The organism is Gelidimonas denitrificans, assembly GCF_055694065.1.
In genome coordinates this window covers 1,300,285-1,313,648 of the sequence record NZ_CM146350.1, presented here as the reverse complement: position 1 = coordinate 1,313,648, position 13,364 = coordinate 1,300,285, and the positions used below count along the sequence as shown (strand labels likewise).

Sequence of the window (13,364 nt, the reverse complement as noted above, 5' to 3'; positions counted from 1 at the left end):
ATCTGATTACTGCAAGCTCACACAAAAAATTCAGGCTCTACAAACGGATTTGTTGCATTGATCAGTCATTACCAGCGAAATTAGACTTTTCACTTCTGTCGTGCGTAGAGTGCTACAAAAAAACCCATACCTCCTTAATGGATATCAATTTTATTTAGGCAATGTAGCGTTAAATTGACAGCAACAAACCACGTTGCAGCGTCTTGGCGAGACAACCAATAATAATGAGTGAGGAAAATCGTTGAATAACTTATCAATATCTAAAAAACGACCTGATACACCTCAGCGTCAATCGCAGACAGGCGTCGTGTATCTGGTGGGTGCTGGCCCGGGTGATCCCGACTTATTAACGCTACGCGCTGTGAAACTGCTGGAGCAGGCAGATGTGGTTGTATACGACCATCTGGTCAGTGAAGACGTCGTCAATTTCGCCCGTCATGGTGCTCAAAGGATTTACGTAGGTAAGGAAAAAAGTCGGCATACCATGCCACAAGAGAAAATCAACCAGCTTCTAGTCACACTGGCGAAGGAAGGAAAAAAAGTCGTACGATTGAAAGGCGGTGATCCATTTATATTTGGGCGCGGCGGCGAGGAATTGGAAGTGCTGGTGGAGCACGCTATCCCGTTTGAGGTCGTCCCCGGAATTACAGCTGCAAATGGTGTTTCATGTTATTCCGGCATCCCACTTACGCACCGGGATTATGCGCAATCCTGTCTGTTTGCCACTGGCCACCTGAAAGACGGCTCACTTGACCTGGACTGGCAATCACTTACACGGAAAAATCAAACAGTGGTGATCTATATGGGCTTAGGTGCATTAGCTGAAATAGCGCAGCAGTTGATTGCTCATGGAATGCCAGCCAGCATGCCTGCTGCGATTATTGAAAAAGGCACTACCAGTAATCAAAAGGTATTTACCGGCACACTGGAAACGCTGCCAGATCTGGTACGTACACTGGGCCTGAAATCCCCTTGCCTTATCATCGTTGGCCAAGTTGTCGCGTTGCACAAACGCCTGCAGTGGTTTGTGGGAGATAAAATTTCGCAAATGATACCTGCGCGAGAAATCGTTTAGCCCGACATAAAGGATCTACAAGCAATCATGCATTGCTGGTTTGAGAAATTTATGACAGTTCAGAGGAAAATTCGGTAAAAATCAGACGGATTCAGTCACGAAGGGCAACCAGCTACTCGGCTGCACTTGTAACTGAATCCGTAAAATGAAAATTGCTGGCTACAGCCTCGCTTTTCCCGCACGATGCGGGCAGCCTTAAGACGCAATTAGAGAGAGATAACGGTCATACAAACTGCGAGTAAAAGAGCGGTAACAAATAACCCGTTTCCAATCAACTTATCCAAGTTAGCCGCTTTTTGCATCATGTTCTCCTTTATGTATGTGACAAAAGAGTATGGATAATAGCGATTTTAGCGAATTGATAATGCGCAATAAATATATCAAATACTGTGATTTGTAACAGTAGCGGGACTTATGCATATTGAGCCCCGCTCTCTGCCATTACGAATGACGAATGGTGCGCCAGCCAAAAAATGGCAGCATTCCCTAAACTAGGTTACACAGCGGGCACATGGAGAGGGCGAGAGGGGCAGGAACAAAAAATCCAAACATGAATTTTTGTTAAATCATTGATTCTAATGCTTAATTTTGGTCTGCCCTACTGGAATCGAACCAGTAACCTATGCCTTAGAAGGGCATTGCTCTATCCAGTTGAGCTAAGGGCAGGTAGATATACCTGTTCAGTATGATATGCAACTACAAACACCTGCAATAAGCGCCCACGACCTACGGCTTAGAAGGCCTTGCTCTATCCAACTGAGCTACTGCCACAGATTTACAACGAGTGCAATCGAAAGACGCCCTGCATTTTAGTAGAAAGTAACTTGACCGAAAAATAAACCAGGCACTTATTACTTATTAAGCACGCTTACACCAACGAATAAGTTGGCATGGCAATTGAATTCACAGACCCCGCATAATCTCAAGCAACTTAAACGATATATGGTGCCTGAGCCGGATTTGGCCTTAAACCCGCATGAATGCTGTGTTTCGCCAAACTTGATTCAAAGAATGCTAACAAAAAGGAAATCATCCGCTATTGTTTTTTTAGGTTAAAAGGTAAAACCAAATGCGTCACTGTTTTCACCTTTTTTCAAAAGCGTCGCATTTTACCACGGTGAGAACACCTCCAATGAACCTTATCAATATGGATCATGGCCTGAATGTTACGAACGGCCTGATTTGGTCTACAATCTGGCCACTTTGTGAGCCAATTTTAAAAGGAAAATCATGTCAGCAATCATGACCGCATCAGGACTGCAATACGAAGAAATCACCGTTGGCACTGGCGCAGAAGCCAAGGCTGGCGTCAATGTCAGCGTTCATTACACCGGTTGGCTGCAAAATGCCGACGGCAGTGCCGGCAGCAAATTCGACTCCAGCAAGGATCGCAACGAACCGTTCCAGTTCCCGCTCGGTGCCGGCCATGTTATCAAGGGCTGGGATGAGGGTGTGCAAGGCATGAAAATCGGCGGCGTACGCAAATTGATCATTCCGGCCGCATTGGGCTATGGTGCCCGTGGCGCCGGTGGCGCGATTCCTCCCCACGCGACGCTGATTTTTGAAGTCGAACTGCTAGGCGTCTGAAGCCTGTCTGAATAGCCCAATGAGATCGTTTGCGCTGGCTGGCCTGCTCTGCGCCGCACTGCTGTGCAGCGGTTGCGTCGTGGTGACGGTCGCCGGCGCCGCAGTCTCGGTCGCCAGCACTGTAGTTAGCGTGGGCGTGACGGTGCTCCGCTGCGCTCAACGTTGCCGGTTCTGCCGTTAAGGGTGTCGCCAACATTGGCTCCAGCGCAGTGGAAACAGTGGCCGAATAATAGCCACGTGGCTGGCAGGCAATAAAAAACCCGCACTGAAATTCAGTGCGGGTTTTTTATTGCCTGCGCTTTTGGCACAAGCGCAGTTAAGTTAGCTGGCGCTTATCCTTTCAAGTCCGTAATCAGATCGAGGTATTGCTGCATGCCCTGATCCTGCGACAGTCCTTTCAGCGCCGCCCAGGCATCCCATTTGGCGCGCGCAACAAAATCGGTCATGCCCGGACGTTCGTCCTGCACATCCCCTGCACTGCCTTGTTTGTACAATGCGTACAGCTTCAGCAGGGTCATGTTGTCGGGGCGTTCAGGCAGGTTCTTGGAGTCGGATACGGCTTGCTCAAATTGGGATTGCAGGGTCATGGGTGCTCCATTTGTGGAATTTGTGGAAAGTGATGCATCTGACGACAGGCGACAGATGCGGGCATCAAAACAATCGCAGCAAAAATAGCACGGATGAAAGCGCATACAAAGCAAACAACTAGAGGGGATATTCCAGCACCTTTCCAAACTTACATCGAAAAATAATACTACATAATGTATTTTTTATATCGCCATATTGTATTGCGTAAAATTATGCATAATTTCATATACCCCATAAAAATTGCAGATTAAGCGACAAATACCTGGGCCATATTCCGGACCAGCTTTTCTTCAATCTGGGCCGCAAATCCTTTCAGCATGACGCCGAGCGTGACATCAAGCACGGCCTGGCTCGGCTGGACTGCAAGCGTGCCCGCGATACCGCTGCGCTTGAATGTCAAAATATCGCCTTCCCAGACGATGCTCATGTCATATTCCTTGGCCATCTGGTCGGCGACTTTTTGCGCCGCGGTCCTGGCCTGGTCGTGCGGTAGCGTGTGTTGCTGCGTAATGCTGATGTCGGCCATGGCCTTATCCTTTGACTTCGGGGTTCAAGATATTTTGCGGTTGCGCGCCGTTTAAGGCGGCAATCAGGTTTTCTGCCGCGCAGTATGCCATTGCACGCCGGGTCGGTTCCGACGCGCTGGCGATATGCGGTGTCAGCACGACATTTTGCAAGCTCAGAAAATCCGGATGGAAACGGGGTTCATTCTCGAACACATCCAGCCCGGCGGCGGCAATGCGCCGCTCCCGCAAGGCTGCGATCAGCGCCACATCATCGACGATGCCGCCACGCGCGATATTAATCAGCGTAGCGCCGGGTTTCATCAGCGCCAGCTCTGCCGCACCGATGGCGTGATGCGTTTGCGGCGAATACGGCAGCACCAGAATCAGGTGATCGGCGCTGCCCAACAATTCCTGCTTGCTGACAAAAGTGGCGTTATTCGCGTGCGCTTCTTTTTCAACCGGCAAACGGGAACGATTGTGATACAGCACCCGCATGTCAAATCCGAGCGAGCGCCGGGCAATGGCTTGGCCGATCCGCCCCATGCCGAGAATACCCAGCGTGGAGCCATGCACATCGGCTCCCAGCAAGGTGTCAAAGCGCCATTTTTTCCATTGCCCGGCGCGCAGCCAGTGTTCTGACTCGGTCACGCGGCGCGCGGTCGCCATCATCAGGGCCCAGGCGAAATCGGCGGTAGTTTGATTCAGCACTTCCGGCGTGTTGGTGACCATGATGCCGGCGCGGGTGGCGGCATCAAGATCGATGTTATTGAAGCCAACCGCCATATTGCAAATCGCCTTGAGCTGCCGATTGGCGGCGATGACCTCGGCTGAAATGCGTTCGCTCGACGTGGTGAATACGCCCTCCTTGCCGCGCAGCTTGCCGATCAGCTCGCTTTCGGTATAAATCTGGTCGGTCTGATTCGATTCAACCTCGAAATGCTGCGCCAGCAAATCGATCACGTCAGGAAACACCGCACGGGTAACAAGAATTTTGGGGTTCATCATGGCCTCAACGGAAAAAAATCAGGGTAGTCAGGGCGAACAGCGGCACCAGTATCGCCGTCGACCACGCCATATATCCAAAGAACGATGGCATCTTGATGCCGCGATCTTCGGCGATCGCCTTGACCATCATATTCGGCGCATTGCCGATATAACTGCCCGCGCCCATGAACACCGCGCCACAGGAAATCGCGGCCAGGGTCGATCCCATTGTCGTCATCAATTGATGGACATCGCCGCCGGCAATATTGAAGAACACCAGATAGGTCGGTGCATTATCCAAAAAGGCTGACAGGAAACCGGCAGCCCAAAAGTACATCGCATTGATCGGCTGCCCATTGGTATCGGTAACAGCACGCACCACGGCTGAAAAGACGCCGGCCTCGCCGGCCTTGAGCATCGCGATTACCGGAATGATGGTGATGAAAATACCGGCAAATAACTTGGCTACTTCCTGCATTGGCCCCCAGCTGAAATCATTGCCGATGCGCGCTGTCTTTGGCGTGATGCCTAGCGAAATCAGGGTAATCGCCACCAATAACACATCGCGCAGTGCATTTTGCAATTCGATATGCGCGCCAAACACTGGGAAACTCACGCCCGATTTCCAAAATCCGCTCATCAGAACTGCAGCGATGATGGCTGCCAACAGTACAAAATTGACTTTACCCTCCAAACGGATGGCTGAATCCGTAGCCGGGTCTTGCAATTGCGGCAATTTTTCTTGGCCGATGCGGTAATAGTGACGGTCCAAAAAATAAAAAAATACCAGCAGTACGCCACAAACGAACAGGGTTTCCGGAAAAATATTCTTCAGGGTCCAGAAAAAATCAATCCCTTTCAGGAATCCCAAAAATAACGGCGGGTCACCCAAGGGCGTGAGCGAACCGCCTATATTGGAGACCAGGAAAATGAAAAATACGATGACATGAATCACATGCTTGCGGTTATCGTTGGCGCGAATCAACGGGCGAATCATCAACATCGAGGCGCCAGTAGTCCCCATAATGCTGGCTAGCAGCGTCCCCATCAGCAGCAATCCGGTATTGAGCATCGGCGTGCCATGCAGATTGCCACGCACACAAATACCGCCAGCCACCACGAACAGCGCAGTCAGCAAAATGATGAACGGAATATATTCATCGGTCAGTGCATGCATCAGCCCGGCCGTCGCCGTCGCGGGGCTGAGAAATACGATGCACGGCAGCAAGAAAGCCAGCGACCAGCCGATCACAATCTTGCCGAAATGGTGGTGCCAGAACTGGGGCGCCAGCAATGGCACAAACGCAATCGACAACAACATGCCGGCGAATGGGATGCCCCACCAGAGCGATAATTGACTGCCATCGATGGCGGATGCATGTGCCAAGCCCGGCAGTACCGTAAGCAGGCACATCAGAACACTGATGTTATTTTTGATACGCAATTGCAGTCTCCTTATGATTTATAGCTCCCGTTATTATCGCGTCAAATGAGAAAAACCCGTTTCCCACCGACAATTTCTGGTTCGATGGAGAACGGGCAGTAAAAAAGATCACGATAATACGGTTATTTGGCAATTGTGAATCCGGCAATCAGGCGTCCATCACCACGATCACATGTACGCGGTACGGACCGTGCGCTCCAAGGACAATAGTCTGCTCGATGTCGCCGGTGCGCGATGGCCCGGAAATGAAATTGGTTGCACGCGGCAACTCACCGCGTTCAGCGCGCACCAGAGCAAAAGCATCTTCCATATAAGCCACGATGCGCGAGGCCGGCAGAACCGCGATATGCGTTTCCGGCAGCAAACTGGCGGAGGCGTAGGTATCGGGGCCGGACAACAGCAATAGCGAACCGGTTTCGGCGACTGCACAGAAAGCGCCTGTGATGCCAACCAGATCTTCGTTGACGGGGGGACGGAACGCCAATTGGATTCCGGCCTGCGCCCATGCCAGCGCATCTAGCGACCTCCAGGCAATCGCCTGCTTGGCAATACCTAAATCGCCCAGATAAACGGCGACCGCCGCCGGCACTCCGGCCATGCTGGCAACTACGGCCACGGTATCCGACATGCGCAGTGCTTGCTCTTTAAAATGCGAGATCAGGTCATCCCCGATATGCGGCTGCGGTCCGCTCGGATGATGACGCAGATAATCCTGCACCGCATCGAGTTCGCCTTGGCTGGCTTGGTTTGATCGTTGCTGTGCTTTGCGGATGCGGCCAAAAATGGCCTGACGCGCTGCCGAAGTATCCATAATGCCTTCATCCCCAATATAAGAACTGGCAGTGTAGCCGAATCATTCTTCCAATATCGCTGATACCAACGTGATTTTATTTCAAACCGCAAAAGCAAATAATTCACGTATTCCCCACGCTAACAGGCTCCGGAATTTGCTTATAGGTATTTAGTCTAAAAGAGAAGTTTGTTATAACTGCCTGATTAACTTAAAATACAGGGCTTACCGCAGCTTGGCCGTTATTGCATACATATAGTAGCGTCCCGCTGGGAGCCCGATAGGACGCCCAGACGTGCGGCTGATTCAGCAAAATTACAGATAGGACTGCTATGACCCACGTTGTCACCGAATCCTGCATCCAGTGCCGTTACACGGACTGTGTGGATGTTTGCCCGGTAGATTGCTTCCGTGAAGGCCCGAATTTTCTCACCATTGATCCAGATGAGTGCATCGACTGCGCAGTGTGCGTTGCCGAATGCCCGGTCAATGCGATTTTTGCAGAAGAAGATGTTCCGGCAGATCAGCAGCAATTCATTAAAATCAATGTCGAGCTGGCACGCAAATGGCCCTCCATCACGAAGACCAAAAGCCCACTGGATATCGCCGAAGAGTGGAAAGACGTTAAGGATAAGTTACCGCTCCTCAAACGCTAAATGCGTTCATTCTATGGCGCATGTACGCAGATGCGCCAGTATTTACGCCAGGCTTGACGCCTGATTGGCTCGGGCCACAGCGTGGCGTTTTTGGACAACTGAAATGAAACAGGAACTAGAAGTATGAAAACCAGCGCCGGCACTATTGCCACGACCTCCGTACCGAATCAAACAATCTCCGGCAATACTCCGATCGAAACCGATGCCGTCATCGTCGGCGCCGGCCCGGTCGGATTATTCCAGGTGTTCGAACTGGGACTGCTGGAAATCAAGGCGCATGTGATCGATTCACTGCCTGTAGTTGGCGGTCAATGCGTCGAACTCTATCCTGACAAACCGATCTACGACATTCCGGCTGTTCCCATGTGTACCGGCCAGGAACTGACTGACAATTTGCTCAAGCAAATTGCACCGTTCGAACCGACTTTCCACTTGAATCAGGAAGTCACCGGTGTCGAAAGACGGGAAGACGGCCGCTTCAATCTGGAAACTTCAGCCGGCACCCTCTTCATCACCAAAACCATCTTTATTGCGGCCGGCGTTGGTTCGTTTCAGCCACGCACCCTGAAAGTGGACGGCATCGAACAGTTCGAAGGCACGCAGTTGTTCTATCGCGTCAAGAATCCAGCCAGCTTCCAAGGCAAGAATATCGTGATCTGCGGCGGCGGCGACTCCGCGCTGGACTGGGCGCTGAATCTGATCGGCAAGGCAGAATCGGTGGTCCTGATTCATCGCCGCGAAGACTTCCGCGCCGCGCCAGCCTCGGTTGCAAAGATGAAGCAACTATGCGAAGACTACGAAATGCAGTTTTTGGTTGGGCAAATTACCGGCATGGAAACCAAAGACGACAAGCTGTCGGAAATCAAGGTCACCTGTGCCGATGGTGTGACCCGCCGCCTGCCGCTGGATGATTTATTGGTGTTTTTCGGCCTGTCGCCGAAACTCGGGCCGATTGCCGAATGGGGTCTGGATATCGAGCGCAAGCAACTCAAAGTGGTCGATACTGAAAAATTCGAAACCAACGTACCGGGCATTTTTGCGGTCGGCGACATCAATACTTATCCAGGCAAGAAAAAATTGATCCTGTCTGGCTTCCACGAAGCCGCACTTGCTGCGTTCGGCGCTGCACCATACATCTTCCCAGAGAAGAAAATCCACATGCAATACACCACCACATCGCCGAAGCTGCACAAAATCCTCGGCGTCGAAAGCCCGATTTTCGACTAATTACCGTTTATTCAAGCTGAATTTGAATGGCCCTGTAGCGCAAAGATTGTCTGCGCTTCAGGGCCATTTTGCTTGGGAACGACTGTCATGCAACAGCCGGCGGCAAATGCAATGCATATACTACAATAGGTATTTTTAAGTTACGCAATAAAATATTGCTGCAATGGCATATAAATTTGCCATACTCCCTATAATTTTTATAAAAATGGAGCAGATAGCGATTTTTGTGGTGCTGTTCAATACCTGTTGTACGCCAGTCTACCAGCTGGATTCGCGCCCCGGTGTCGCACTGATCTTGTGGATGGCAAGGTCGGCGCCATCGAATTCCTGCTCCGGATCGAGCCGGATGCCGACGACTTTCCGCAATACCCAGTAAATCAGCAGCCCGCTGACAAAGGCGATGCTAATTCCCATCAGGGTGCCGAGTAGTTGCGACAGTATTGAGACGCCGCCGCGCCCGCCCAGTGATTGCAATCCAAAAATACCCGCTGCCAGACCGCCCCATGCGCCACACAAACCATGCAGCGGCCAGACACCCAGCACATCGTCGATTTTCCATTTGTTTTGGGTCAGCGTAAACATCCAGACGAAAATCCAGCCAGCGATGCCGCCAGTCACCAGCGCCCCCAAAGGATGCATCAGGTCCGAACCGGCGCAAACGGCAACCAGGCCGGCCAGCGGGCCGTTATACGCAAAACCCGGATCGTTTTTGCCCAGCAGCAAAGTTACCAGAGTACCGCCAACCATCGCCATCAGTGAATTGATCGCCACCAGTCCGTTCATCTGGTCCAGGGTTTGCGCGCTCATCACGTTGAAACCGAACCAGCCGATAGTCAAAATCCAGGCTCCCAGCGCCAGAAACGGAATGCTGGAGGGCGGATGCGCAGAGATTGCACCATCCTTTCCATAGCGCCCCCGACGCGCGCCGAGCAACAAAACCGCCGGCAACGCCACCCAGCCGCCAACCGCGTGCACTACGACCGAACCAGCGAAATCATGGAATTCGTAAGAAAACATCAGCTTCAGCCACGCCTGGATGCCGAAACGATGATTCCAGACAATGCCCTCGAAGAACGGATAGACAAAACCCACCAGCAAAGCGGTGGCAACCAGCTGCGGATGGAATTTGGCACGTTCGGCAATACCGCCCGATATGATCGCTGGAATTGCAGCAGCAAAGGTCAACAGAAAGAAAAACTTAACCAGATCAAAGCCATTCCTGGCCGAGAGCACTTCTGCACTGCTGAAAAAATTGACGCCATAGGCGACGCTGTAACCGACGAAAAAATAAGCAATGGTTGAAATCGCGAAATCAGCTAATATTTTAACTAGCGCGTTAACCTGATTTTTCTTGCGAACGGTTCCCAGCTCCAGAAAGGCAAAACCAGCATGCATCGCCAAAATCATGATGGCGCCAAGCAAGACAAATAATGCGTTGGCGCCATATTCATGCGCATTCATATAAAAGACTCCCCATAAAAGTGCATAAAAAAAATATTTGTGTATCTATAAAGCAAAAAACATTCCATTTTTATAAATTGAATAACCCATTGATTTAACTAGACTAAAGTTGGCGCATAATTATAAGAGGCGTTTTAACTAACATAATGCACTGATAATGTGCAGATAAAATCACCATAATGATTCCTTGGCTTGAGCCAGACTCCCCTTTTCCGGACATATCTACTGCACTTACCGCAGAAGACGGTGCTGCCGGTCTGCTCGCGGCAGGCGCGGATTTGTCGCCGCAACGTCTGCTGGACGCTTACCGGCGCGGGATATTTCCATGGTTTTCGCAGGGGCAACCGATCCTGTGGTGGAGTACCGATCCGCGCATGGTGTTAGAAACTGAAAGTTTCAAGATTTCCCGCAGCCTGCAAAAAACGCTCAAAAAAATCGACCGTGAGATACAAGCCGGCAGGCGCTGGGAGATTCGCTTCGACCACGCCTTTGAAGCAGTCATGCGAGCCTGCGCTGCACCGCGCAAGGATGGGCCTGGCACCTGGATTTCGGAGGAAATTATTCGCGGCTATGGCGCGTTGCACCGCCAGGGCTATGCGCACTCATCCGAGTTATGGCTGGACGGTCAACTGGTCGGCGGTGCTTATGGGGTGTGCATCGGACGCATGTTTTACGGCGAATCGATGTTCGCGCGCGTAACAGATGGCTCCAAGATCGCGCTCGCCTACCTGCTGCATTTCCTGAGAAAAAATGGCGTGTCGATGATCGACTGCCAGCAAGAAACAGCGCATCTGGCGTCACTAGGCGCAGCACCGATACCCAGAGCAGCATTCATCGCCCGGCTCATGGAATTAACCATACAGCCGCAGATTGCAAGATGGACGCCGATCCGATTGTTTGATACCGACAATATCGCCAATATCCCTCCTTCCACTGATGCTGCAAAGAGCAGCCTGACTCCCTCGTTACCGACGCTGGAAAATGCATGACGCACCTTAAAGAGCTGCCGTTTTCTACCTTGCAATTCTATGCAACGGCGCCTTATCCATGCAGTTACCTGGAACATCGTCAAGCCCGTTCGCAAGTCGCTACGCCTTCGCACCTGATCAACGCGGATGTATATTCGCAATTGGTTAAAAACGGCTTTCGGCGCAGCGGGGTTTTTACCTATCGGCCCAATTGCGACGGCTGTCGGGCTTGCGTTCCGGTGCGGATCAGGGCTCTTGAATTTACCCCCAAACGCAGCCAGCGGCGGGCTTGGGCCAAGCATCGGCACCTGAGCGTCTGGATCACCGATCTGGCGTATGCGCCTGAGCATTATGACCTGTATCTGCGTTACCAAACGGCACGACACGCTGGTGGCGGCATGGACCAGGACAGTCGCGACCAGTATGCGCAATTCCTGCTGCAAAGTAAGGTCAACACCCGACTGGTGGAATTTCGCGAGGCAGACGGCACGCTATGTATGGTCAGCATCATCGACGTGCTCGACGACGGCTTATCCTCGGTCTATACCTTCTATGAACCGGACCGGCGAGACGCCTCTTATGGCACCTACAACGTGCTGTGGCAAATCGAGCAAGCCAAGCAACTGGGGCTTACCTATATCTATTTAGGCTACTGGATTCGGGAAAGCCGAAAAATGGCTTACAAGATCAATTTTCAACCGTTGGAAGCGCTGCAGCAGGGAAAATGGGAACTGCTGGAACAACGGCCGCGCTAAAATACGCGCCAACCAACCCATTTTTCCTGCTTCCTGCCATGCCTGACAAAATTCTGTACGCCATCGCCCGCCCGCTGTTGTTCTCGCTTGATCCCGAAACCGCACACAACCTGACACTGTCCTGGCTGAAACGCGCCGCCGCTCTCGGCATCACTGGACTGCTCGCCAAGCCGCAGTCCGCCCCGAAGAGCGTGATGGGAATCACTTTCGCCAACCCGGTGGGCTTGGCCGCCGGATTAGACAAAGACGGCAGCGCTATCGACGGCCTGGCGGCGCTGGGCTTCGGCTCGATCGAGATTGGCACCGTCACGCCGCGAGCCCAGCCCGGCAACCCGAAGCCGCGCATGTTTCGTCTGCCGGCAGCGCACGCCATCATCAACCGCATGGGCTTCAATAACGGCGGCGTGGATGCGTTCGTCGCGAATGTGCAGGCATCGAAGTTCTATCAAAACAAGGAGGGCGTGCTGGGGCTGAACATCGGCAAAAATGCCGACACGCCAATCGAACGCGCCGCCGAGGATTATCTGCATTGTTTGCGAAAAGTCTATCCCTACGCCAGTTATGTCACCGTCAACATTTCTTCGCCCAACACCAAAAACCTGCGCCAGTTGCAAGGCGCCAGCGAACTCGACGCGTTACTATCGCAACTGAAACAGGAGCAACAGCGCCTGGCCGACCAGCATCGGCACTACGTCCCGATCGCACTGAAAATCGCGCCGGACATCGATAGCGAACAAATCAAAACCATCGCGCAAGCATTGCTGCGACACCAAATTGACGGCGTCATCGCCACCAACACCACCATCGCGCGCGACGCAGTCAAAGGCATCCGACATGGTGAGGAAGCCGGCGGCCTGTCTGGCGCGCCGGTATTTGCGCTGTCCAACAATGTGATCCGGGCGCTGAAGGCTGAATTGGGCAACGCGCTACCGATCATCGGCGTCGGCGGCATCTTTTCTGGCCAGGATGCCCAGGCAAAAATAAACGCAGGTGCCGCGCTGGTACAGATATACAGCGGCCTGATTTATCGCGGCCCGGCGCTGGTGCGCGAGTGCGTGGCCGCGCTACGTAAATAAACTGACTATGCAATTGGATTGAGTTAAATTATACTAATATGTGTATTTTTATTTTCCGCATATTTTATATACTGAAAATAAGTATTTTATACATATACTCCTTGTATATTTAATTAAATGATTAATTTACGGGTGGAATGAAACAGGCAATTTTTCCGAATCTTGCGTGTCTTCACCACAATTAACCATAGTCACCCATAAAAAAAACCCGCCGTAGCGGGTTTTTTAAAGCACCAAATTTAAAACA

14 protein-coding genes and 1 tRNA gene are annotated in these 13,364 nt (G+C 51.8%); 8 read left to right on the top strand and 7 right to left on the bottom strand.

All coding sequences use genetic code 11. The features are described from left to right. Window positions 1-241: 241 nt before the first annotated feature. Entirely contained in the window at window positions 242-1,075 is an 834-nt protein-coding gene (cobA, locus tag FKCLFG_RS06195; RefSeq protein ID WP_472615346.1) for a uroporphyrinogen-III C-methyltransferase, read from the top strand. 589 nt (window positions 1,076-1,664) lie between these two features. On the opposite strand, the gene FKCLFG_RS06190 is transcribed toward cobA, so the two are convergent. After that, window positions 1,665-1,741 (bottom strand) — tRNA-Arg (locus tag FKCLFG_RS06190). A gap of 564 nt (window positions 1,742-2,305) precedes the next feature. On the opposite strand from FKCLFG_RS06190, the gene FKCLFG_RS06185 reads away from it, so the two are divergent. Together FKCLFG_RS06185 and FKCLFG_RS06180 are read left to right on the top strand one after the other, a co-directional pair. After that, window positions 2,306-2,662, top strand: coding sequence for an FKBP-type peptidyl-prolyl cis-trans isomerase (locus FKCLFG_RS06185; protein WP_472615345.1), 357 nt, complete (start codon window positions 2,306-2,308; stop codon window positions 2,660-2,662). Between the two features lie 19 nt (window positions 2,663-2,681). Then, window positions 2,682-2,843 (top strand): hypothetical protein, encoded by a 162-nt coding sequence (locus FKCLFG_RS06180; RefSeq protein WP_472615344.1) that lies wholly within the window; start codon window positions 2,682-2,684, stop codon window positions 2,841-2,843. A 151-nt stretch (window positions 2,844-2,994) separates the two neighbouring features. Here the strand turns inward: FKCLFG_RS06180 and FKCLFG_RS06175 are convergent, their stop codons facing one another. The 5 genes from FKCLFG_RS06175 to FKCLFG_RS06155 form a co-directional block, all read right to left on the bottom strand. Next, window positions 2,995-3,249, bottom strand: a complete 255-nt coding sequence (locus FKCLFG_RS06175) for an acyl-CoA-binding protein (RefSeq protein WP_472615343.1) — start codon at window positions 3,247-3,249, stop codon at window positions 2,995-2,997. Between the two features lie 248 nt (window positions 3,250-3,497). Beyond that, window positions 3,498-3,776 carry a polyhydroxyalkanoic acid system family protein gene (locus FKCLFG_RS06170; RefSeq protein WP_472615342.1) on the bottom strand — a complete coding sequence of 93 codons (279 nt, stop codon included), beginning with the start codon at window positions 3,774-3,776 and terminating at the stop codon, window positions 3,498-3,500. Window positions 3,777-3,780: 4 nt separating this feature from the next. Then, window positions 3,781-4,758, bottom strand: coding sequence for a 2-hydroxyacid dehydrogenase (locus FKCLFG_RS06165; protein ID WP_472615341.1), 978 nt, complete (start codon window positions 4,756-4,758; stop codon window positions 3,781-3,783). 7 nt (window positions 4,759-4,765) lie between these two features. After that, the gene (locus FKCLFG_RS06160) at window positions 4,766-6,154 is read right to left on the bottom strand and encodes a sodium:proton antiporter (protein ID WP_472615804.1); all 1,389 of its coding nucleotides are present in this window, start codon (window positions 6,152-6,154) and stop codon (window positions 4,766-4,768) included. Window positions 6,155-6,332: 178 nt separating this feature from the next. Further along, window positions 6,333-6,995 carry a LutC/YkgG family protein gene (locus FKCLFG_RS06155; RefSeq protein ID WP_472615340.1) on the bottom strand — a complete coding sequence of 221 codons (663 nt, stop codon included), beginning with the start codon at window positions 6,993-6,995 and terminating at the stop codon, window positions 6,333-6,335. Window positions 6,996-7,306: 311 nt separating this feature from the next. Between FKCLFG_RS06155 and fdxA the strand changes: the two genes are divergently transcribed. Beyond that, window positions 7,307-7,630: a ferredoxin FdxA gene (gene fdxA / locus FKCLFG_RS06150; RefSeq protein ID WP_472615339.1), complete on the top strand. Its 324-nt coding sequence runs from the start codon at window positions 7,307-7,309 to the stop codon at window positions 7,628-7,630. Window positions 7,631-7,753: 123 nt separating this feature from the next. Continuing rightward, the gene (locus FKCLFG_RS06145; RefSeq protein WP_472615338.1) at window positions 7,754-8,857 is read left to right on the top strand and encodes an NAD(P)/FAD-dependent oxidoreductase; all 1,104 of its coding nucleotides are present in this window, start codon (window positions 7,754-7,756) and stop codon (window positions 8,855-8,857) included. A 258-nt stretch (window positions 8,858-9,115) separates the two neighbouring features. On the opposite strand, the gene FKCLFG_RS06140 is transcribed toward FKCLFG_RS06145, so the two are convergent. Then, a complete protein-coding gene (locus FKCLFG_RS06140; RefSeq protein WP_472615337.1) occupies window positions 9,116-10,318 on the bottom strand; it encodes an ammonium transporter in 1,203 nt (400 codons plus the stop codon). A 179-nt stretch (window positions 10,319-10,497) separates the two neighbouring features. On the opposite strand from FKCLFG_RS06140, the gene aat reads away from it, so the two are divergent. The 3 genes from aat to FKCLFG_RS06125 are packed head-to-tail and all read left to right on the top strand — an operon-like array spanning window position 10,498 to window position 13,117. After that, the gene (gene aat / locus FKCLFG_RS06135; protein WP_472615336.1) at window positions 10,498-11,307 is read left to right on the top strand and encodes a leucyl/phenylalanyl-tRNA--protein transferase; all 810 of its coding nucleotides are present in this window, start codon (window positions 10,498-10,500) and stop codon (window positions 11,305-11,307) included. Next, a complete protein-coding gene (locus FKCLFG_RS06130; RefSeq protein ID WP_472615335.1) occupies window positions 11,304-12,041 on the top strand; it encodes an arginyltransferase in 738 nt (245 codons plus the stop codon). Before aat ends, FKCLFG_RS06130 begins: the two co-directional genes overlap by 4 nt. A 38-nt stretch (window positions 12,042-12,079) precedes the next feature. Continuing rightward, a complete protein-coding gene (locus tag FKCLFG_RS06125) occupies window positions 12,080-13,117 on the top strand; it encodes a quinone-dependent dihydroorotate dehydrogenase (RefSeq protein ID WP_472615334.1) in 1,038 nt (345 codons plus the stop codon). Window positions 13,118-13,364: the final 247 nt, after the last annotated feature.